The organism is Methylocystis sp. SC2, from assembly GCF_000304315.1.
In the GTDB taxonomy this organism is placed as follows: domain Bacteria; phylum Pseudomonadota; class Alphaproteobacteria; order Rhizobiales; family Beijerinckiaceae; genus Methylocystis.
This window is the reverse complement of sequence record NC_018485.1, coordinates 2,074,759-2,094,399: the sequence shown is the minus strand read 5'-3', so window position 1 is coordinate 2,094,399 and position 19,641 is coordinate 2,074,759. Positions and strand designations below refer to the sequence as shown.

The window sequence follows — 19,641 nt, the reverse complement described above, 5'->3', positions numbered from 1 at the left end:
GTCACTCTCCCGTCTGCAGCAGCGTGCCGGCGCGCCGCGCGCTTTTCAGCAGCAGGCCGAACGCCGCCGATGCGGCCGCGAAGAGAAAAACGTCGATCGCGAAGCCCTGCGCCAGCAGATCCCAGCGGACGACGTGATCGATCAACACGCCGCGCAGCCCTTCGAAGACATAGGTCGGCGGCAGCATCCAGGAGATCGGCTGCAGCCAGTTGGGCAGCGTGGTCACCGGATAATAGACGGCGCCGAGCGGCTGCACGAAGAACATCAGCGACCAGACGAGGTTTTCCGCGCCAAGTCCATAACGCAGCAGAACGCCGGAGACGAAGAGGCCGATGCTCCAGGCGAAGAGCATCAGCACGACGAAGAAGGCGGCGAAAGCGATCCCGAGCGCCCAGAGATTGAAGCCGAAAAACAGGATCGCCATGATCGTGACGGGAAGCACGCCGACGGCAAGCCGAATGAGGCTCATGGCGACAAGCGCGCCGACGAATTCCGCTGGCCGCAGCGGACTCATCAGAATGTTGGGCAGATTGCGCGACCACAATTCCTCGATGAAGGAGAAGCAGAACCCCTGTTGTCCGCGCAGCAGAATGTCCCACAGAAGTATGGCGCCGATCAGCGTGCCGGCGGCCTGCGCCGCCCCGCCCGGCGCCGCGAGCGCGCCGGCGCGCACGAGATAGGTCTGCAGAAATCCCCAGGTGAGGAGCTGAACGGCCGGCCAATAGATGATGTCGAGCACGCGCGTATAGGACGCGCGTAAGAGATAGGAATAGCGCAGCACCATCGCGCCGATGCGCTTGAAAGAAAAATTCATGCCGGGGCTCCGTCGACGCGCCCGCGCGCGACGTCGAGAAACACTTCTTCGAGCGTGTCGCGGCCGTAGCGCGCCAGGAGACTTGCGGGCGAATCATCGTCGACGAGCGTCCCGTCCTTCAGCATCAGCACCCGGTCGCACAGACGCTCGACCTCGCTCATATTGTGGGAGGCGAGCAGAATGGCGCAATTATGCGTGCGCCGATGCGCCTCCAACCGCGCCCGCACCCAGTCCGCCGTGTCGGGGTCGAGCGAGGCCGTCGGTTCGTCGAGCAGCAGGAGCTGCGGGTCGTTGATCAGCGATTTGGCGATGGCGACGCGCGTCTTCTGGCCTGCGGAAAGACGTCCGGTCTGCCGGTCGAGAAAATCCCCAAGCGCGAGATCCTTCGCGAGCTGCTCGATCTTCGCGTCAAGATCCGCGACGTCGTAGAGCATGCCGAAGACGCGCAAATTCTGCCGCACGGTGAGGCGATGCGGCATGTCGACATAGGGACTTTCGAAGTTCATCCGGCCGAGCGCGCCATAGCGCTCGCGCGACATGTCGCAGCCGAAAGCGTGGACCGAACCTTGCGTCGGTTCGATCAGCCCCATCACCATGCCGATCGTCGTGGTCTTGCCGGCGCCATTGCCGCCGAGCAATCCGGTGACGGAGCCGGCCTCCAGCGAGAAGTCGAGCGGGCCGACCACTCTGCGCTTGTCGTAACTCTTCGAAAGGCCGGCGACGGCGAGCGTCGGCCTTGGCGCGACTGCATTTTGGGACATGGAGGTTATTAAGCTCGCCGCGGGCCGCCTCGCAAGGGCGTCACGTCTGGCACGCAGGACAATAAAAGGTCGAGCGCCCCGATTGAACTACGCGCACGATCGTGCCCTTGCAGCCCGGCGTCGGGCAGGCGGCGCCTTCGCGGTCGTAGACGCGGAAACTATGCTGGAAATAGCCGAGGGAGCCGTCGATCTGGCGATGATCGCGTAAGGACGAGCCGCCCGCCTTCAGCGCATCCGTCAAAATATCCTTGATCGCCTGCGGCAGCCGCGCCAGCGCCGCCGTCGGCCGGCCGCTGGCGAGAACGAGCGATCCCGCCGCGCGCAGCGGCGAAATATGCGCGCGATGCAGCGCCTCGCACACGTAAATGTTGCCGAGGCCGGCGATCAGGCGCTGGTCGAGCAGCAGCGCCTTCGCCGGCGCCGCGCGTCCGCGAAAGGCGCGGGCGAGCAACGCGGCGTCGAGCGCCCCGCTCAAAGGTTCGACCCCGAGGCCGCGAAAGAGCTTGTCCGCATCGATCGCATGCGTGGCGATGAGCAGCATGTAGCCGAAACGGCGCGGGTCGTTATAGACGATGCGCCGCGCGTGACCGAGATGCAAGACGACATGGTCATGCGCGGCGTTTTTGTCGCGCTTGTGATGAAACGCGCCTGGCGTTTCTTCGTCGATGCGAAACGAGCCGCTCATGCCAAGATGCATGATCAGCGAATGGCCGTCGTCGAGATCGGCGAGGAGATATTTCGCGCGGCGGCGAAGGTCGAGGACGCGCCGGTCCTGAAGACGCGCGGCAAAGCGTTCGGGGAAGGGAAAGCGCAGATCGCGGCGCCTCAGCTCGACGCGCTCGATCGTCGCGCCAATGAGCGCGGGCGCCAATCCCCGTCGCACGGTTTCGACTTCAGGCAGCTCTGGCATGCAGTGGGTTGACCCCGTCAAAGCGCCGGCGGGCGGGAACGGCGCGGGCGTAGCCACCGGCTCGGCGACAGGCTATACCGTCCCCTTCCTTCCTCGTCACCCGAGCGCCTGATGATTGATCGAACTTCCGAGCGAGAGGGCTCGACCCATTTCGGCTATTCCGAGGTTCCCTTGAACGAGAAACAGGGCCTCGTCGACGACGTCTTCCACAAGGTTGCGCGGCGCTACGATATCATGAACGACCTCATGTCGGGCGGCATGCACCGGCTGTGGAAGGACACGCTGGCCGCCAAGGTCCATGCGCGCGGGCGCAAGGACTTTCGCCATCTCGACGTCGCGGGCGGCACGGGCGACGTCGCCTTCCGCATCGCCGCCGGCGCGGCGCATGACGCCGAAATCGTCGTGCTCGACATCAATGGCGACATGCTTGAGGTCGGCCGCGACCGCGCGCGCGATCGCGGCGTTTCCGGCGTCGAATTCGTGCAGGCCAACGCCGAATCGCTGCCTTTTCCCGACGCGCATTTCGACAGCTACACGGTCGCTTTCGGCATTCGCAACGTGCCGCGCATCGACGTCGCGCTCGCCGAAGCCCATCGCGTGCTGAAGCCCGGCGGCCGTTTCCTGTGCCTTGAGTTTTCGCAGGTCGCCGTTCCGGGCCTCGACAAGCTCTACGAAGCCTATTCCTTCAACGTCATTCCGGCCATCGGCAAGCTTGTCGCGGGAGATTCGGAGCCCTACCGCTATCTCGTCGAATCGATTCGCAAATTCCCCAGCGCCGAAGAATTCGAACGGATGATCCGCAAGGCGGGCTTTCGGCGCACCGGCTTTGAGCGGTTGACGGGCGGCGTGGTGGCGATCCATTCGGGCTGGAAGAGCTGATCTCTCAACAGCGCGCTGCGAAAAATCGGGACCCGGTGACGCCGCGCTCTAATCTTTTGGATTCGATCACGATAGTTTGGGCGATTCCGCCCGAATGCAGCGTGATCTAAAGGGCGGCGGCGTTCGTGATCCTTGGCGTCGGTCATTTCTATCGTCTGGCGCGCGCCGGCTACATCATGGCGCGCGAAGGCGTCTTTGCGCTTCTCGATCCGGCGCTTCTGCCGCCGGCGGCGGCGCCGCTCGTGCGCTTCGCCAATCTCTTCGCGGGCGGCAAGCGCGACGGGGCCGGGCGGGCGCTGGTGCGCGCGCTGGCGCAGATCGGCCCTTCTTACGTGAAGCTCGGGCAGTTTCTGGCGACGCGCCCCGACATCGTCGGCGGCGAAATCGCCGATGCGCTGACCGCGCTGCAGGATCGGATGGAGCCGTTCGGCCGCGACAAGGCCGTCGCGATCGTCGAAAAAGCGCTGGGCCGCAGCATCGACGAGCTGTTTGTGTCTTTCGGCGAGCCTGTCGCCGCCGCCTCCGTCGCGCAGGTGCATGTCGCCCAGGCGCAGTACAAGGAGGGCGTGCGCAAGGTTGCGGTGAAAGTGCTGCGGCCGGGGATCGAAGGCCGATTCGCGCTCGATCTGCGCGACATGTATCGCGTGGCGCGACTGGCTGAGCGCTATTCCTCCGAGGCGCGCCGGCTGCGTATGATCGAGGTCGTCGATACGCTCGCGCGCACCGTCAGGCTTGAAACCGACTTTCGTCTCGAGGCGGCCGCCGCGTCCGAATTCGCCGATAATGTCGCCGGCGATCCGGAGATCCACGTGCCCAGCGTCGACTGGAGCCGCACCGATCGCGAAGTGCTGACGCTCGAATGGGTCGACGGCGTTCCTCTCTCGGATATCGAGCGCGTCGCGGCCGAGGGCTACGACCTCAAGGCGATTGGCCGCAATGTGCTGCAGTCTTTTCTGCGCCACGCCATGCGCGACGGCTTTTTTCACGCCGACATGCACCAGGGCAATCTCTTCGTCGACAAGATGGGCCGTCTCGTCGCCATCGACTTCGGCATCATGGGACGGCTGGGATTGAAGGAGCGTCGGTTCCTCGCCGAGATTCTCTACGGCTTCATCATTCGCGACTACAAGCGCGTCGCCGAGGTTCATTTCGAGGCGGGCTATGTTCCGGCCAAGCATTCGATCGAAGAATTTTCGCAGGCGCTGCGCGCGATCGGCGAGCCGATGCATACGATCAACGCCGCCGATATTTCGATGGCGCGGCTGCTGACTCTGCTCTTCGAAGTGACGGCGCTCTTCGACATGCGCACGCGCACCGAGTTGGTGCTGCTGCAAAAAACCATGGTCGTCGCCGAAGGCGTCGCCCGCGCCTATGATCCCAAGCTCGACATCTGGAAGACCTGCGATCCGGTGGTGCGCTCGTGGATCGAGGAGAATCTCGGAGTCAAGGCGAAGATCGAGGACGCGAGCAGAAGCGTCACTGAACTGGCCAAACTCGCGACGCATCTGCCGCGAACGCTGGCCGAGGCGGAGCTCGCCATCCACCGGCTTTCGAAGATGGCGGACGAAGGCGTCGAATTGTCGGACCGCTCGCTGAGCGCGCTTGAGGAAATGAGACGCCGGTCCGACCGCTGGTTCGTGCTGGCGGTGATCGCCGTGGCGCTTTTAGCGATCTGGCTACTTTAATCGGACGACGGAGCAGGGCGGGTCCCGCTGACCCAAATAGTTGACAAGGCAACTTATAGAATGTAGTTGCCTAGTAAACCTCATGGCTCCCGATCGTGTCACGCGTTCCCGAACTCACCGATCATCTTGGCTACTGGCTGCGCCAGGTTTCGAATCATGTGTCGCAGAGCTTCGCTCGAAAGCTCGCCGCCAGGGACGTAACAGTCGCGGAATGGGGATTGATGCGCATGCTTCACGGCAGGGAGCCGACGGCGCCCAGCCTCTTGGCGAGTGAAATGGGTCTTACGCGCGGCGCGGTCACTAAGCTTGCTGACCGCCTCATCGCGAAAGCGTTGGTTGTCCGCAAGGCCAGCTCGGACGACCGGCGCGCTCAAACGCTAAGACTTTCAGCCAAAGGCGCGAAGTTCGTACCGGAGCTCGCGGCGCTGGCTGACCGAAATGAGGTCGAATGTTTCGCGCACCTTGCCGCCGAAGATCGACGCGCGCTCGAACGAATCCTGAAACAGACCGTTGCGCGACTTGGTCTGACGCGAATGCCGCTCGACTGAGAACTCTCTGCTCAACAGAGGAGACGCCATGAACGCTCAACCGATGGAAATCGCCGAAAGCTGTCTGCGCGGGGCCGAAAGCAACAGCATGAGCTTTCCTGAAATCGTCGGGAAGCTGATGCAGGCGGGGTTTGAGAGCTATGCGATCGATTTCCGCCGCGCGACGGCGACCTATTACCTGCCGGATGGCGAAAGCGTGGTTTTTTCCACGCCTCGGCTCGAAGCGCCGATCGCTCCGGCGCTCGATACGAACATTGTGGGCGCCGCCATAAGGGAAGCCCAACAATCTGCGCCGGGCTACACCTATTTGGGATTCTGCAGGAAGGTCATGGCGGGCGGTTGCGCGGGATATGTTGTGTCGTTCTCCGGTCGCCGCGCCGTTTATTTTGGCCGCACCGCCGAGACGCATATCGAACACTTCCCTCAGTAGGGGTCGATTCCAGCGCAGCCTATCGTTAGCTTTCGGCCGCCGCGAGGGCGCTCGCCGCCACTACGGCTTCGCGCCGCCCGCATGGCGTATCGGGCGGCGCCTGTTCGGTGAATAGGCAGCCCGGCGCTACTTCACCCCGACCAGCTCCACATCGAAGATCAGCCAGGCGTTCGGCGGAATGACGCCGCCGGCGCCGCGCGCGCCATAGCCGAGTTCCGGCGGAATGACCAGCGTGCGCTTGCCGCCGACCTTCATGGTTTCAACGCCCTCGTCCCAGCCCTTGATCACCTGGCCCTGGCCGAGCGGGAATGCGAACGGCTCGCCCCGATCACGGGAAGAGTCGAATTTCTTGCCCTTCTCGCCATTGTTGTAGAGCCAGCCGGTGTAATGCACGACCGCGGTCTGGCCGATCTTCGGGGTCGCGCCGGTCCCGACCTTCGTGTCCTTGTACTGAAGGCCGGTGAGGCTTTTCGTCATCTGCTCTTCAGCGCGCGCCTCGACGGCGAGCGCGAGGCTCGCGACTGCGGCGAATGCGGCCAGCACTGTTTTGGAGACAAGGCGCATCTTTCGTTCCTCCAGCTTGTTTGAATCGCCGATCCGAGCGCCTCACGTCGAGGAGCCCGAACTTATTCCAGCACGCCAGCGTCGCGGGCGAGCTGCAGCAGATCCTTCTGCGGCCGCGCGCCGACGTGAGAAATGATCTCCGCCGCGGCGAGCGCGCCGAGCATGGCGCTGCGTTCATGCGGCAAGTCCTGCGTATAGCCGGCGAGAAAGCCGGCGGCGAAGAGGTCGCCGGCGCCGGTCGTGTCGACCACCGCATCGACCGGACAGGCCGGCGCGGCGAGGGCGCTCGCGCCATCGACGACGACGCAGCCCTTTTCCGATCGCGTGACGACGCCCAGCAGGTCTTCTTCGGCGCGCAGCGCCGCGAGGGCCGTCTCGAAATCGCCGGTCTGATAGAGCGCGTGCAATTCGCTTTCATTGGCGAAAACGATGTCGACGACACGGTCGCGGATGAGAGAGAGAAATTCGCCGCGATAGCGATCGACGCAGAAACTGTCGGAAAGGGTGATCGCCACCTTGCGTCCGTTGGCGCGCGAGATCTTCGCCGCCTTGAGGAAAGCCTCCTTGGCGCCGGGCGGGTCCCAGAGGTAGCCCTCCATGTAGAGGACCTTCGCGCGCGCGACCGCCGCTTCGTCGATGTCCGCGGGGGCGAGCGCCTGGCAGGCGCCCAGAAACGTGTTCATCGTGCGCTGGCCGTCCGGCGTCACGAAGATCAAGCAGCGCGCGGTCGCGGCGCCGTCAGCGGCCGCCGGCGTGTCGAAGGCGACGCCGGCCTTGCGGATGTCATGCGCGAATTCGCGCCCCGCGTCGTCCTCCTTGACCTTGCCGACGAATCCCGCGGCGCGCCCCAGGCTCGCGAGGCCCGCCATGGTGTTGGCGGCCGAGCCGCCGGAAATGATCGTCGTCGGACCCATCGCCGCATAAAGTTCAGCGGCCCGCGCTTCGTCGATCAGCGTCATCGCGCCTTTGCGCAGTCCGGCCTGCAGCAAATCGTCGTCCTCGGCGCGCGCGATCGTGTCGACGATGGCGTTGCCGATGCCCAGAACATCAAACGATAAGGTCATGCGCGTCGTTAATCCGTTTAGTAAGGGGGCAATCGAGGCGTCTGCGCGCCGCAGGCGCGTTGTCTAGCATTGCGCCGCGGTCCCGTCGATCGCGTGGCGGGCGTTCGCGAAATCCGCGAACTCAGGCGATCGAGCGCCGCGCCTTCCGAGTATGGATTCGCGGCTATCGGCTGATCGGCGACAGGATCACTTCGATGACGATGACGAACAGCGCCGCCGCGAAGAAAGCCGGCGCCGGGCGCAGCGACACGTGCCGGAACACGAAGGCGTACATGAACACCATCCAAATCAGAATCGGAAAGAGCAGAAAGCGCAACAGCTTTTCAGTCGGCAGGGGCGGCGGCAGGGCGATGCCGAAGAGCAGGTGCAGGACAGTATAGGCGAGCGCCGCAAGCCCGCTCATGATGGCGAGCCCCGTGGCGGTGCGCTGAAACTTTGCGTCCTCCTTCAGCACGCGCAGCAGAGCGTACGTTCCGCCGTAGAGAAGGACCACGCTCATGACGCCGTAGATCAGGCTCCCGAGCAGCGAGTGGTTGAACGACTGCGCGATCGCCTGAAGCACGCCATAGGCGCCGAAAGCGCCCCACATCAATTCGCGCGAGTCCGGCAGCGAGAGCTGCGACGCTTCGAGATTGATCATCTTGAGCACGGTCTGCGGCGTCTGCTGATTGAGAAGCGGAATATTGATCGGCATGGAGAACGTTTCCGTTTGTGGCGTGGGAGAAGGCGAAGGCCCTACCCGCATTGGAAGCGAAAAGTCGTGCGGCCCAGCGCGCCGCGCGGGCGCTGGCCGGGCCGCACGACCAATTGGCGCCTCTCTACCATGCTTTCACGGAGCGCGGAAATGCGGCGATTCTCATGCTGCAACGCAAACCGGCAGGCTAACGCAGGCGCCGGCTCCAGTCCTCGCGCGCGACCACCTCGACGATGCGCCGCGCGGCGTCGCGCCAGGCGACGCGCAGGACCAGGTCCGGGTCGGCGACGCGGCGGCCGTCGAGAAAGTCGGCGATCGTCTCGGCCAGCGCCCTCGCGTCATTGACCCGAAAATACAGCGCGCCGGCCCCTCCGACCTCGCGAAAGACCGGGATATCGCTGCAGATCACCGGCCGGCCGCGCCGCGCCGCCTCGACGATCGGCAGACCGAAACCTTCCGCATAGGACGGGAAGATCAGCGCCGCCGCGCGATCGTAGAGAAACGAAAGCTCGTCGTCGTCCGAATCGTCGAACCAGAACAGCCGACGGCCGAATTCTTCGTGTTCGAGAATTTCGCTCGCCACCGCTTCTTCAAACCAGCCGCGCCGGCCGACGAAGACGATGCGGACGTCGCGGCCCCTCGCCCAGAGTTCTTCAAAGGCGCGAAGCGCGACGCGCTGACCCTTGCGCGGTTCGATCGTGCCCACGGCGAGAAAGAGCGGGGCGTCGCCGGCGACCGCCGCTTTGACCTTGTCGCGCGGCGCGGCGTCCGCCCGCAGCGCGAGATCGCAGCCGCAGTGAAACCAGCCGATCTTGAGGCCGGGACGATGCGGCAGCCCCTGCGCGGCGACATAGTCGGCGAGTTCATTGGCGACCGTTTGCGAAATGGCCAGGAAACTGTCGCTTTCGATGAGCGCCTTGCGCAGCCAGGCGCGATAGCGCGGCACCGTCACCTCGTGGCAGGCGTGCGGATAAAGCTCTGGGATGAGATCGAAGACGCAGGTGACGACCTCGCCGCCCTCGTCCCGAATCTTCGCGAAAATCGGCGCGAGTTCGTCGAAGGCGTTCCAGCTGTCGGAAAGCATCAGAAAGCGGTCGCCGCCGGCGATCGCGATCTCGGAGTCGGGCGCGGCGTCGCCGCCGACGAGTTCCGCGACGAAGCCGTTGGCGGTCAGCAGCCGGCCGCACTCGCAGCGAACCGCCAGCGCCGGCATATCGAAGCTTTCGCCGCTAGAGAGGCCGCGCGTCACTTCCTTGACGACGCGCTGAATGCCGGTGCCGGCGTCGCGCTTGATCGTTCCCGTGACATCGACCAGCAGCCGTCGCGCCGGCAGCGGCGCGCCTCGAAAGGCCGGCGCGCCCGCGCCGGACGTCGATGGCGTCGTCGCGTCGGACGGCGTTGGGCGAAAGCGCGCGACGAGAGCGTTCGCGGCGTCGGCCAGGAAGGCTTCGATGGGCCGAAGAAAGCGATAGATGTGGCCGGAGACCGAGTAGATCAGCCGATGGCGCTCATGAGTCAGGTGCAGGAGTTCGGCGCGCAAATGATCGAGCTGAAATTCGAGCAGGCGGATGCGTTCGCGCGCCTGCTCGGGATCTCGGTTTTGCCGCTCGCTCATGACGTCGTCGTTGCGGCCTGCGTTTGGGCCGCGCGGGCGTCGTCGAGAAGCGCCTGCAGCATGTCGTCAATGTCGTGGCGGGGACGCCAGCCGGTCGCTTCGATCAGTCTCGTCGCGTCGCAGGCGACGCTGGCGATGTCGCTTGCGGGGCGCAGCAGCGTCGGATCGACCTCGATCGCAAATTGCGCCTTGGCCCGCCCCCGCAACCGCTCGAGCAGCGCTTCCAGGCGATGCGCCGTGCCGGAGGCGATGTTGAAGATAGAGACGGAGGCGGGCAGATCCCGCGCTTTTTCGATCAGCCGCATATAGGCGTCGACGACGTCGCGCACGTCGAGGAAATCGCGGGCCTTGGAGAGATCGCCGACCATGAGGCGGGGCTCGGCGCGGCCGGTCTCGATCGCCGCGATCTGGGCGGCGAAGGAGGCGAGAGCGAAATTGCGATTGCGCTGGCCGGGTCCTGAATGATTGACCGGCCGCGCCACAATGAGCCGCGCTTTGGCGGCGAGAAGATCGCAAAGCGCGCTCTCGGCGGCGACCTTGGAGCGGCTGTAGACGTCCATCGGCTGCAACGGAGCGTCCTCGTTCAGGACCCCGTCGCGAAAGCTCGCGCCATAGGCGGCCGCCGTCGAGGCGAAGAGAAACGCCGCCGTCGGGCAGTTCCGGGCGACCGCCGAGCCGAGCGCGAAGGAGCCGTGAAAATTCGCCCGCCAGGTCATTTCGGCGGCGTGCGGCGCCTGCCCGATCGACGCCTGACCCGCAAGATGCACGACGAGATCGGGGCGCGCCCGCGCAATCAGCGCGTCGATCGCCGGCTCGTCGGTGAGGTCGGCGGCGGTCGCTTCAAAGGCTGGATGGCCGCCGCGTTCGCCTGGACGCAGCAGCAGCGACAGCGTCGCCTGCGGATAGGCCGCGGCCAGCGCCGCGCAGAGGTGGCCGCCGACAAATCCGGCGCCGCCCGTCACCAAGATGCGCTCGAAGGCGGCCATTGCGGGCGCCCTTTTCAGGTTAGGCCGACTCGCGCCGCAGCCGCGCGAGATCGGCGTCGACCATCTCGCAGATCATTTCGCGAAGATCGATCTCCGGCTTCCAGCCAAGAACCTGCCGCGCCTTGCTCGAATCGCCAAGCAAGACGTCCACTTCGGCCGGACGGTAGAACGCCGGGTCGATGATGACGAATTTCTCCATGTCGAGGCCGGCGTGCTCGAAAGCGATGTGGCACATATCGCGCACCGTGGTGGTGACGCCGGTCGCGACGACGTAATCGTCCGGCTTCTCCTGCTGCAGCATCAACCACATGGCCCGCACGTAATCCTTGGCGTGCCCCCAGTCGCGCTTGGCGTCGATATTGCCGAGCCGCAACTCCGTGGCGAGGCCGAGTTTGATTGCGGCGACGCCGGTCGTCACCTTGCGGGTGACGAATTCGACGCCGCGCAGCGGGCTTTCATGATTGAAGAGAATGCCGGAGGAGGCGTGAAGGCCGAAGCTCTCGCGATAGTTCACCGTGATCCAATGGCCGTAGAGCTTCGCCACGGCATAGGGACTGCGCGGGTAGAAGGGCGTCTTCTCGCTCTGCATCGGCTCCTGGATGAGTCCGTACATTTCCGAGGACGACGCCTGGTAGAAGCGCGCTTTGGGCGCGCCGAGCCGCATCGCCTCAAGCACATTGGTCACGCCGACGCCGGTGACGTTCGCGGTGAGGAGGGGCTGGCGCCAGGAAGATGCGACATAGGACTGCGCCGCGAGATTGTAGATTTCGTCCGGCTGAATCTCCTGCACGGTGCGCAGCAGGCTGGAGAGATCGGCGAGATCGGCGTCGTGCAGATTCAGCTTGCCGCTGATGCCGAGCCAACGCAGGCGATGGTCCTCGACTCCCCGGTGCGACGAGCGCCGCACCACGCCATGCACTTCATAGCCCTTGTCGAGAAGAAACTGCGAGAGATAGGCGCCGTCCTGTCCTGTAACGCCGGTCACCAGCGCGCGCTTGGTCATTAATGGTCCTATTCAAATTGGCGGGCCGTGGCGAAGGCGAAACCCCCGCCGCGGCGCGGCCTCATGGCGTTTCCCGCCCTGGCGCGGGCGCAAAAGGGGGCGCGCGACGCAATTACAGAATCAAGGCGCCTGAAGCAAGAGCGTGGGCGAGAACAGGCCGGACGGCGGCAGGCCCCGCCGCCGGCAGCGTCGAGAACGGCGCTGGTCCGCTTAGGCCGGCTTGTCGGGCGGCGGCAGTTTACCTTCCGGCGTCGCCTTGTCGATCACTTCCGGCAAATACTGGGCGAGAAGCGCTTTCGCCTTGTCGATGTCGACGCCGGCGTTCTTGGCGATTTCCATCAGCTTGTCGGCGTTGATCACCTTGCTGATGTCCATCTCGCTGATCTTTTCATTGGGACCGAGCCCGACCCAGGAGTGGATCTGCTTCCCCAGTCCGGAGTTCTCGAAATTCTTGACGACGCCGTCGAGGCCGCCCTGCTTCTCCACATAATCCTTGATAAGGTTCAGCGCTTCGGCGCCGATCACGCCGCCCGCGATGGCTTTGAGCCAACTCATGGTCAATCTCCCTTTTTTGACAAGGCGCGCGCCTTGCGCCGCGTTAGCTGAGATAAGGCGGGGCATAGGCTTTACAATGGCGGGCGATCGGGCAGGGAACCGGGCGGGCGATCGGGCGGCGATCGCCGACGCAGGCCAAGGCCTTCATTCGAATAGGAGATCCTCCTTGCGTTCGCCCCAGCGCCGGATTTCCGCCCAAATGTCCGCAGCGCTTTCGGCATAGCGGAAAAGATGGCGGTCTTGCGCGTCGATCACGCCCTCGTCGACCAGGAAATCGACGTCAAAGGCGCGTCGCCAATAGTTTTCCCCCACGAGAATAATCGGGATCGGCTTGACCTTGCCGGTCTGCACCAGCGTGAGCGTCTCGAACAATTCGTCGAACGTGCCAAAGCCGCCCGGAAAGGCGACCAGCGCCCGCGCGCGCAGCATGAAATGCAGCTTGCGCAGCGCAAAATAGCGAAAGCGCAGGCAAAGCGACGGCGTGACATAGCTGTTGGGCAACTGCTCGTGGGGGAGCGTGATGTTGAGCCCCACCGTCTCCGCGCCGGCCTCGAAGGCGCCGCGGTTCGCCGCCTCCATAATGCCCGGTCCGCCGCCGGTGACGATCGCGAGGCGCGGCCAGTCGCCGCTCTCCCGCGCGGCGCCGACGAGCCCGCCGAACTCGCGGGCGATCTGATAATAGCGCGAATTTTCTCGGGCGCGTTTCGCCGCCGTCAGCTGTCCGGCGAGGGTCGCGTCCTCGGGATGGGCCGTCGCGCGCGCCTGCGCTTCGGCGAGGCGGCTTTCGGCCAAGGCGGGTTCGACGATGCGAGTCGAGCCGAAGACGACGATCGTATCGGTGACGCCATGGCGCCGCAGCAGCAGTTCGGCCTTGAGATATTCCAGCTCCAGTCGGGGGCCGCGGGCTTCCGCCGAAGTCAGGAAATGAATGTCCTCGTCGGCCTTGCGATAGGACGGGCTGGACAGAATCGCCTGCAGGCGCTTGGCGGCGGCGAGGTCAGGAATGTGCGGCGCGGGGAGTGCGGACGGAGCCCGCCCATCGGGCTCAGGCCGAAAATCTCGCTCTTCATCGTTTGCGCTCAACCATGCTCTCCTTGGCGTCTCATATCTCTCCTTGGCGCTTTTCTTTATTTCCGGATACGTCCGGCGTATATGACCCGCCGGACGCCGGACGGCGAAGATTGATCGAGGAGCAGGGCGGAAGCGCATGGCCGGGCATAGTCAATTCAAGAATATCATGCACAAGAAGGGCAAGCAGGACGCGATCCGCTCCAAACTGTTTTCAAAGCTCGCCCGAGAAATCACCGTCGCCGCCAAGATGGGACTGCCCGACCCGAATATGAACGCGCGGCTGCGCGCCGCCGTTCTCGCCGCCCGGGCGGAGAACATGCCAAAGGACAATATCGAGCGCGCGATCAAGAAGGCCTCGGGCGCCGACGCCGAAAATTACGATGAGGTGCGCTACGAGGGTTACGCGCCCGGCGGCGTCGCGGTGATCATCGAGGCCCTGACCGACAATCGCAACCGCACGGCTGGCGAGGTGCGCTCCTATTTCACCAAGGCCGGCGGCGCGCTCGCCGAGACCGGCGCCGTCTCTTTCATGTTCGATCGCGTCGGCCTCGTCGAATTCGACAAGAAGGCGGCGACCGAGGACGCGATGATGGAGGCGGCGATCGACGCCGGCGCCGACGACGTCTCGACGACCGACGAAGCCCATGAAGTGATCACGTCCGTCGAATCGCTGCGCGACGTCGCCAGGGCTCTCGAGGAGAAATTCGGCGAGCCGCGCAAGGCGGCGCTCGTCTGGCGCCCGCAGAACACGATCAAGGTCGACGATGAGTCGGGCGAGAAAATCCTCAAGCTCGTCGGCTTGCTCGAGGACAATGACGACGTGCAGAACGTCTACGCCAATTTCGAGGTTTCCGACGCGCTCGTCGCCAAGCTCTCGGGATAACCCGGCGACGGGGCGATGACGCCGATCCGCGCCGGGGTGAGAGATGCGCAATAAGCGAGGCTATCACCACGGGTCTCTCAAACAGGCGCTGATCGACGCCGCTCTGGAGATTCTCGCCGAAGGCGGACCATCGGCGCTGACGCTCACCGAAGCCGCGCGCCGCGCCGGCGTTTCAGCCGCCGCGCCCTACCGTCACTTCAGCGGCCGCGACGCGCTGATGAGCGAACTGGCGCGCCGCGGTTTCGAGACCTTTGGCGCGCGAATCGAAACGGCGTGGGACGAAGGCCGGCCCGACGCCAAAAGCGCGATGCGCGCCATGTGCGCCGCCTATCTCAAATTCGCACGCGACGAACCGGGGCTCTACGCGGCGATGTTCGCGCAGGCGCAGACGCTCGCCGATCCGGGAGCGGGCGGCGCCGCCGATCATGCGCTCGAAATCCTTTGGCGCGCCGTGGTCGCCTGGCTGCAGCAGGCGGGCGCGCCGGCGCAAGGCGCGCGCTATGCGGCGCTGCAAATATGGTCGCTGGCGCATGGCGTCGCGATGCTGACGATTTCCGGCCATTTCGACCCTGTCAAAAGCGCGGATCCGGCGCTGGTGCTCGAGAGCGCCGCGCAAGGCGTCATGGAGAGCGCCGCGGCGCGCGCCAAAGCCGCGCCGGCATAATCTCTTGATAAAACGCGATGAGCGTCAAATTTACCCGCGCGCTTTAATCCTTCATTAACGTTAACGCCCTCAAATAACGCAAATCTTAATTGCGTGAGGGCTCCCGTGCCGCAAGCGTCATCCCGACATATCCGCTTCAGAGGCAGGTCCTTTCCCGTTCTGACGCTGGAGCCAGAGCAGCCGATCGAAGGCTGGTTCGAGCAGCTGGACGCGTTGCTTGAGCAGTCGCCCGCCTTCTTCAGCCGGAAATCGATCGTCATCGACCTCGCCAAATTGACGCTCGAGCGACCGCAACTCACCGAACTCCTCGAAAATCTCGCCCGGCGCGGCATTCGCGTCATGGGACTGTCGGGCGTCGACCCGTCCTGGGCTTGCGACGATCTGCCGCCGATTCTGGCCGGCGGTCGCGCCACCCCGCAACCGCCGCCGGACGTCGGCGCAACGCGCGCCAAAGACGTAAATCCTGGAACGCTGACCCCAAGCGAAGAAGCAGCCTTCGAGGATATCGCCAACGCGCTCGGCGCCGGCGGCGCGCCGGCCGTCGACGTCAAACCGTCGGAGCCGCCGGCTCCATCGGCTGCGCCGCTAATTCTGCTGGAGCCGGTGCGCTCCGGTCAGTCGATTTATCACCCGGACGGCGACGTGACCGTGATCGGCTCCGTCGCGTCGGGCGCGGAAATCATGGCGGGCGGCTCCGTGCACATCTACGGAACGCTGCGCGGCCGCGCGATGGCCGGCGCCTATGGCGAAAAGCGCGCGCGAATTTTCTGCCGCAAGCTCGAAGCCGAGTTGCTCTCGGTTTGCGGCGTTTATCTCACCGCTGACGAGATCTCGGCGAATGTTCAGAGCCAATCCATTCAGGCTTGGCTCGAAAACGAGACGGTTAAGATCGCGCGGCTCGATTAAGAGAGGACGAACAATGGCCAAGACTTTGGTGGTGACCTCCGGCAAAGGGGGCGTCGGAAAGACAACGTCAACCGCGGCTCTCGGGGCCGCGCTGGCCCAACAGGGTCATAAGGTCGCGGTCGTCGACTTCGACGTCGGTCTGCGCAACCTCGATCTCGTCATGGGCGCCGAGCGGCGCGTGGTCTTTGATCTCATCAACGTCGCCCAGGGCGACGCCAAGCTGCATCAGGCGCTCATCCGCGACAAGCGCTTGAACAATCTCTATCTGCTGCCGGCGTCGCAGACGCGCGACAAGGACGCCTTGACCGAAGAGGGCGTGCAGCGCGTCATCGGCGAATTGCGCGAAAAATTCGACTGGATCGTCTGCGACAGTCCCGCCGGCATCGAACGCGGCGCGACGCTCGCGATGCGCTTCGCCGACGTCGCGGTGGTCGTCGCCAATCCGGAAGTCTCCTCGGTGCGCGATTCCGATCGCATCATCGGACTGCTCGACGCCAAGACCGAACGCGCCGAAAAGGGCGAACGCGTCGAGAAGCATCTGCTGCTGACGCGCTACGACGCGCAGCGCGCGGGCCGCGGCGAGATGCTCAGCGTCGACGACGTGCTCGAAATTCTCTCGATACCGCTGCTTGGAATCGTGCCGGAGAGCGAAGACGTTCTGCGCGCCTCGAACGTCGGCGCGCCCATCATTCTTCACAACGCCATGAGCCCCGCGGCCCGCGCCTATTCGGAAGCGGCGAAGAGGCTGTGCGGCGAAAAACTGCCGGTGAACATTCCCGCTGACAAGAGGGGACTTTTCGTTCGGCTCTTTGGTCGGAGGGCGGCATGAATATTTTCGGATTGTTCGGGCGACGCGGCGCCACCGCGCCGGTTGCGCGCGAGCGCCTGCAGATCCTTCTCGCGCATGAACGCAAATCGGCGCGCGATTCGGATCTCATCGCCGTGCTGCACAAGGAAGTCCTCATCGCGATCTCCAAGCATATCAGCGTCGACCCCGAAAAGGTCATGGTGAAGATGCATCGCAAGGAAGACATGTCGCTGCTCGAAATCGACATCGAAATCGAGCCGGAGGCGACGCGCCAAAACAACGCGGCGTTCGCCGACGACGCCGTGCTTGAAGATGATCTGAGCGGCCAGGCGGCCTGACTTTTCGACGCGAGACGCCTCCGCTTCCGAGCCGTTCCGGCGGCGCGGCTCGACAACCCCTCCGCGCCCGTCGACCGCAAGCGCGTGACGGCGCCGCGCCGATTTTCGTCGCGCGGCGCTTTCCCTTGCGCCTATGTTAATGCATATTACATTGGTGTCGGCCCCGCTTTGGCGCGGGCGCGCCGTTGACCAACTGGAGCCCATCATGAGCTGCCATCGTTATTCTCGCATGTCGTCATCCGGAGCGGGCGGATCGCCCTCCTGGCATTGCGGACGAATGTCCTGGAGGCCCTATGAGATCGCGGCGGTGATCCTTGGCTTTTTCATCTTCTGGCCGCTCGGCCTCGCTTTGCTGGTCTGGAAGCTTTGGCAGCGCAGCCAGGGCTTTGAGGGCGATTTCTTCGCCTTCGCGCAGGAGCAGGGCGCGCGGGTGAAAGACGCCGTGAGCGGCGTCGCTCGGGAGGGTTCGGCCGCTTGGGGCGGCCCCTCCTTCATGCGCTCGACCGGCAATGTCGCCTTCGACGAATGGCGCGAAGGCGAACTCGCGCGCCTCGAGGAAGAGCGCCGCAAGCTCGCCGAAGCGGAACGCGACTTCGCCGAGCACATCGACCAGCTGCGCCGCGCCCGCGACCGCGAAGAGTTCGAATCCTTTATGCGCGGCCGTAAGGGCGAGGATAAAGGCGCGTAGTCGCTCAAGGGGAGCGAGCCTGACCTGAACAGAAGAGGCGCAAATCGGCGATGTCCGATTTGCGCCTTGAAGTTTCGCGCCGGCGTCGCGGCTGGGTTTTCTCGCCGCGCACGCGTTCTTAACGGGGAATGACGGAGCGTTGGCGCGTCAGAAGACCCCCTCTGACGAATCCGGTCCTGCCCTGATAGGACACGCGGCACCAGCCCCTGCCGAGTCCACTTCTACAGCGCAGGACATCGACCTTCTTGCCGCCGGGAATCACGGTGATAACCGAGGAAAACATGCTGGCGCGCCGTTTCAGACTGGCTGCGTCGGTCGTCACGACCGGGGCGATGACGACCTGCGATCCGGACGTCCCCAGCGCAGGCGCGTTCACCCACCCCGTCTTCGAACCGTAGCGGATCTGGCACCAGCTGTGACGCCAGCCCGGGTTGCAGCTCAACACCTGCACATCGGCTCCCGCCGGAACCTGACCGATTCTACGCCACGACGTTCCTGGTCCGGAGCGTAGCACGGCCGGACTTTGGGCGGTGGCCGCCTGAGCGATGTCCTGGACAAGAAAAGCGACGAGGCCGACCGTCGCTGCAGCGAGCATGTTTCGCATCGTTAAATCTCCCAAATGAACGCAACTGACCTCTGACTTCACATCGTGCGACACATCAGGCGAGCGGATGGTGGGTGTTACTGAGATCCGCTTAGAGGGTCTTTCAGCAACGCTCCGGCTCATTCGTTGTTCAGGAGACAAGAAAAAGACAAACCGCAGCGCTTGATGGTTTTTCAGTTAGGATAGACCTGAAGCTTTTCTAGATGGGGTTGCAATATTTCCGAGACGGGAAGACGAAACCCCGCAGCCGCGGCGTATGTCCGCAGCCTGACGGATCGGCTCAAAACGGATGCGAGCGCGCTAGTCTTGGGAAAGATGAATTTCGGTTCGGACTCTATATTGTCCGCCAAGCGCGTCTCGTCGATCGAAGCTCGGGTCGCCGCCAGCAAAGGCAAGCAAAAGGCGCGCGCAATTGTTTCAAGGATCTGAACAAGGCGCAATCGGCGATGTCCGATTTACGCCATCAGCGCGCCTTGACGGTGACGTGTTGCGCCCTTTCCGTTATATGTAGCAGACGTCCTTCGTCCCAGACGCTTGGACTGAGCGTCACGCCCCAGCGTTGCGTCAATACTCGATTTCGCTTGTGCCGAGGCGGGTCTTTCAAACGATCTTCCTTGCCATATACGTCAACAGAAAGAACTTCAGCTTCAATGCGCCAACCCACGCGTCCGTTCATAACGGCATATAAAGGTCGGTCTCCCAAATCTCGGATTTCCAATCCCTGGAAGATCAAAGAGGCGGAGAATGCTGCTGGGAGCATATCTCTTAGAGACCCGGGTCTTAGGGACCCGAGCGCTGCGGCGACCCTCGAGGCCGAACGTGACGCCACCTATTTGGCGGCTCTAGACGCGGCGGACGCGGTTTTCGGCGGCAGAGCGGCTGAACGGTCCCAAATTCCGCCGGAGCCGAATGGCCCCCGGGGGCGCGTGCTCCCGAACCTGCTGGAAAAGGACGTCATGAGCGATCCTCCGGCGAGAGGCGCATCAACGCGGACGCGCCGCGTGCGGCAGCCGGCCAAGGTTGCAGAGGCTGTTCCTGCGGAGCCCAAAAAGGTGAAGCCGCAGCCAGCACCGGGAACCCCGGTTCTCACGGCGCAGCGCGCGAAAGAACCGGAACCGGAAGTCGTTCACAAGACATCGTCGCGGGCGATCAGGCCGATTCGAAGGAAATG

The 19,641-nt window shown here is 64.4% G+C and carries 22 protein-coding genes; 10 read left to right on the top strand and 12 right to left on the bottom strand.

What is annotated here, in order from left to right; genetic code table 11:
* Position 1 precedes the first annotated feature (1 nt).
* Genes BN69_RS10110 through mutM form a run of 3 tightly spaced genes read right to left on the bottom strand, consistent with a single transcriptional unit; the run spans position 2 to position 2,485 of the window.
* A complete protein-coding gene (locus BN69_RS10110) occupies positions 2-814 on the bottom strand; it encodes an ABC transporter permease (protein WP_014891502.1) in 813 nt (270 codons plus the stop codon).
* Positions 811-1,575, bottom strand: a complete 765-nt coding sequence (locus BN69_RS10105) for an ABC transporter ATP-binding protein (RefSeq protein ID WP_014891501.1) — start codon at positions 1,573-1,575, stop codon at positions 811-813. Before BN69_RS10105 ends, BN69_RS10110 begins: the two co-directional genes overlap by 4 nt.
* Positions 1,576-1,615: 40 nt before the next feature.
* Positions 1,616-2,485: a bifunctional DNA-formamidopyrimidine glycosylase/DNA-(apurinic or apyrimidinic site) lyase gene (gene mutM / locus BN69_RS10100; protein WP_014891500.1), complete on the bottom strand. Its 870-nt coding sequence runs from the start codon at positions 2,483-2,485 to the stop codon at positions 1,616-1,618.
* A gap of 108 nt (positions 2,486-2,593) precedes the next feature.
* On the opposite strand from mutM, the gene ubiE reads away from it, so the two are divergent.
* The 4 genes from ubiE (at position 2,594) to BN69_RS10080 (ending at position 6,027) form a co-directional block, all read left to right on the top strand.
* The gene (gene ubiE, locus BN69_RS10095) at positions 2,594-3,364 is read left to right on the top strand and encodes a bifunctional demethylmenaquinone methyltransferase/2-methoxy-6-polyprenyl-1,4-benzoquinol methylase UbiE (protein WP_173370417.1); all 771 of its coding nucleotides are present in this window, start codon (positions 2,594-2,596) and stop codon (positions 3,362-3,364) included.
* 125 nt (positions 3,365-3,489) lie between these two features.
* A complete protein-coding gene (gene ubiB, locus BN69_RS10090; protein WP_014891498.1) occupies positions 3,490-5,049 on the top strand; it encodes a 2-polyprenylphenol 6-hydroxylase in 1,560 nt (519 codons plus the stop codon).
* Between the two features lie 92 nt (positions 5,050-5,141).
* Positions 5,142-5,597, top strand: coding sequence for a MarR family winged helix-turn-helix transcriptional regulator (locus tag BN69_RS10085; RefSeq protein ID WP_041926922.1), 456 nt, complete (start codon positions 5,142-5,144; stop codon positions 5,595-5,597).
* 28 nt (positions 5,598-5,625) lie between these two features.
* A complete protein-coding gene (locus tag BN69_RS10080) occupies positions 5,626-6,027 on the top strand; it encodes a DUF1398 domain-containing protein (protein WP_014891496.1) in 402 nt (133 codons plus the stop codon).
* A gap of 126 nt (positions 6,028-6,153) precedes the next feature.
* Here BN69_RS10080 and BN69_RS10075 read toward each other — a convergent pair whose 3' ends face one another.
* The 8 genes from BN69_RS10075 to BN69_RS10040 form a co-directional block, all read right to left on the bottom strand.
* A complete protein-coding gene (locus BN69_RS10075) occupies positions 6,154-6,591 on the bottom strand; it encodes an FKBP-type peptidyl-prolyl cis-trans isomerase (protein WP_014891495.1) in 438 nt (145 codons plus the stop codon).
* A 62-nt stretch (positions 6,592-6,653) separates the two neighbouring features.
* A complete protein-coding gene (locus tag BN69_RS10070; RefSeq protein ID WP_014891494.1) occupies positions 6,654-7,655 on the bottom strand; it encodes an adenosine kinase in 1,002 nt (333 codons plus the stop codon).
* Between the two features lie 163 nt (positions 7,656-7,818).
* Positions 7,819-8,349, bottom strand: coding sequence for a hypothetical protein (locus BN69_RS10065; protein WP_014891493.1), 531 nt, complete (start codon positions 8,347-8,349; stop codon positions 7,819-7,821).
* A 187-nt stretch (positions 8,350-8,536) separates the two neighbouring features.
* Positions 8,537-9,964 (bottom strand): glycosyltransferase family 4 protein, encoded by a 1,428-nt coding sequence (locus BN69_RS10060; RefSeq protein WP_014891492.1) that lies wholly within the window; start codon positions 9,962-9,964, stop codon positions 8,537-8,539.
* Entirely contained in the window at positions 9,961-10,950 is a 990-nt protein-coding gene (locus BN69_RS10055; RefSeq protein WP_014891491.1) for an NAD-dependent epimerase/dehydratase family protein, read from the bottom strand. Before BN69_RS10055 ends, BN69_RS10060 begins: the two co-directional genes overlap by 4 nt.
* Before the next feature lie 19 nt (positions 10,951-10,969).
* The gene (gene gmd / locus BN69_RS10050) at positions 10,970-11,953 is read right to left on the bottom strand and encodes a GDP-mannose 4,6-dehydratase (protein WP_014891490.1); all 984 of its coding nucleotides are present in this window, start codon (positions 11,951-11,953) and stop codon (positions 10,970-10,972) included.
* A gap of 210 nt (positions 11,954-12,163) precedes the next feature.
* The gene (locus tag BN69_RS10045) at positions 12,164-12,574 is read right to left on the bottom strand and encodes a YidB family protein (protein ID WP_473086663.1); all 411 of its coding nucleotides are present in this window, start codon (positions 12,572-12,574) and stop codon (positions 12,164-12,166) included.
* A 78-nt stretch (positions 12,575-12,652) separates the two neighbouring features.
* Positions 12,653-13,591 (bottom strand): LOG family protein, encoded by a 939-nt coding sequence (locus BN69_RS10040; protein ID WP_014891488.1) that lies wholly within the window; start codon positions 13,589-13,591, stop codon positions 12,653-12,655.
* Between the two features lie 124 nt (positions 13,592-13,715).
* Between BN69_RS10040 and BN69_RS10035 the strand changes: the two genes are divergently transcribed.
* The 6 genes from BN69_RS10035 (at position 13,716) to BN69_RS10010 (ending at position 17,866) form a co-directional block, all read left to right on the top strand.
* Entirely contained in the window at positions 13,716-14,462 is a 747-nt protein-coding gene (locus BN69_RS10035) for a YebC/PmpR family DNA-binding transcriptional regulator (protein WP_014891487.1), read from the top strand.
* 43 nt (positions 14,463-14,505) lie between these two features.
* The gene (locus BN69_RS10030; protein WP_014891486.1) at positions 14,506-15,126 is read left to right on the top strand and encodes a TetR/AcrR family transcriptional regulator; all 621 of its coding nucleotides are present in this window, start codon (positions 14,506-14,508) and stop codon (positions 15,124-15,126) included.
* Positions 15,127-15,231: 105 nt separating this feature from the next.
* The gene (gene minC, locus BN69_RS10025) at positions 15,232-16,032 is read left to right on the top strand and encodes a septum site-determining protein MinC (protein ID WP_014891485.1); all 801 of its coding nucleotides are present in this window, start codon (positions 15,232-15,234) and stop codon (positions 16,030-16,032) included.
* A 13-nt stretch (positions 16,033-16,045) separates the two neighbouring features.
* Entirely contained in the window at positions 16,046-16,861 is an 816-nt protein-coding gene (minD, locus tag BN69_RS10020) for a septum site-determining protein MinD (RefSeq protein WP_014891484.1), read from the top strand.
* Positions 16,858-17,178, top strand: a complete 321-nt coding sequence (gene minE / locus BN69_RS10015) for a cell division topological specificity factor MinE (RefSeq protein WP_014891483.1) — start codon at positions 16,858-16,860, stop codon at positions 17,176-17,178. Before minD ends, minE begins: the two co-directional genes overlap by 4 nt.
* 277 nt (positions 17,179-17,455) lie before the next feature.
* Positions 17,456-17,866, top strand: coding sequence for a DUF2852 domain-containing protein (locus BN69_RS10010; RefSeq protein ID WP_041926921.1), 411 nt, complete (start codon positions 17,456-17,458; stop codon positions 17,864-17,866).
* 118 nt (positions 17,867-17,984) lie between these two features.
* Here the strand turns inward: BN69_RS10010 and BN69_RS10005 are convergent, their stop codons facing one another.
* Positions 17,985-18,470, bottom strand: coding sequence for an SH3 domain-containing protein (locus BN69_RS10005; protein WP_158491307.1), 486 nt, complete (start codon positions 18,468-18,470; stop codon positions 17,985-17,987).
* Between the last annotated feature and the right edge of the window lie 1,171 nt (positions 18,471-19,641).

What these genes read in the sequence shown, in the direction of transcription:
- BN69_RS10055 (WP_014891491.1), bottom strand. Translation starts at nt 10,950, where the DNA reads ATGGCCGCCTTCGAGCGCATCTTGGTGACGGGCGGCGCCGGATTTGTC.
- minD (WP_014891484.1), top strand. Translation starts at nt 16,046, where the DNA reads ATGGCCAAGACTTTGGTGGTGACCTCCGGCAAAGGGGGCGTCGGAAAG.
- BN69_RS10060 (WP_014891492.1), bottom strand. Translation starts at nt 9,964, where the DNA reads ATGAGCGAGCGGCAAAACCGAGATCCCGAGCAGGCGCGCGAACGCATC.
- BN69_RS10075 (WP_014891495.1), bottom strand. Translation starts at nt 6,591, where the DNA reads ATGCGCCTTGTCTCCAAAACAGTGCTGGCCGCATTCGCCGCAGTCGCG.
- BN69_RS10105 (WP_014891501.1), bottom strand. Translation starts at nt 1,575, where the DNA reads ATGTCCCAAAATGCAGTCGCGCCAAGGCCGACGCTCGCCGTCGCCGGC.
- BN69_RS10065 (WP_014891493.1), bottom strand. Translation starts at nt 8,349, where the DNA reads ATGCCGATCAATATTCCGCTTCTCAATCAGCAGACGCCGCAGACCGTG.
- BN69_RS10035 (WP_014891487.1), top strand. Translation starts at nt 13,716, where the DNA reads ATGGCCGGGCATAGTCAATTCAAGAATATCATGCACAAGAAGGGCAAG.
- BN69_RS10070 (WP_014891494.1), bottom strand. Translation starts at nt 7,655, where the DNA reads ATGACCTTATCGTTTGATGTTCTGGGCATCGGCAACGCCATCGTCGAC.
- BN69_RS10030 (WP_014891486.1), top strand. Translation starts at nt 14,506, where the DNA reads ATGCGCAATAAGCGAGGCTATCACCACGGGTCTCTCAAACAGGCGCTG.
- BN69_RS10045 (WP_473086663.1), bottom strand. Translation starts at nt 12,574, where the DNA reads ATGCCCCGCCTTATCTCAGCTAACGCGGCGCAAGGCGCGCGCCTTGTC.
- gmd (WP_014891490.1), bottom strand. Translation starts at nt 11,953, where the DNA reads ATGACCAAGCGCGCGCTGGTGACCGGCGTTACAGGACAGGACGGCGCC.
- BN69_RS10005 (WP_158491307.1), bottom strand. Translation starts at nt 18,470, where the DNA reads ATGCGAAACATGCTCGCTGCAGCGACGGTCGGCCTCGTCGCTTTTCTT.
- minE (WP_014891483.1), top strand. Translation starts at nt 16,858, where the DNA reads ATGAATATTTTCGGATTGTTCGGGCGACGCGGCGCCACCGCGCCGGTT.
- BN69_RS10080 (WP_014891496.1), top strand. Translation starts at nt 5,626, where the DNA reads ATGAACGCTCAACCGATGGAAATCGCCGAAAGCTGTCTGCGCGGGGCC.
- BN69_RS10110 (WP_014891502.1), bottom strand. Translation starts at nt 814, where the DNA reads ATGAATTTTTCTTTCAAGCGCATCGGCGCGATGGTGCTGCGCTATTCC.
- mutM (WP_014891500.1), bottom strand. Translation starts at nt 2,485, where the DNA reads ATGCCAGAGCTGCCTGAAGTCGAAACCGTGCGACGGGGATTGGCGCCC.
- BN69_RS10010 (WP_041926921.1), top strand. Translation starts at nt 17,456, where the DNA reads ATGTCCTGGAGGCCCTATGAGATCGCGGCGGTGATCCTTGGCTTTTTC.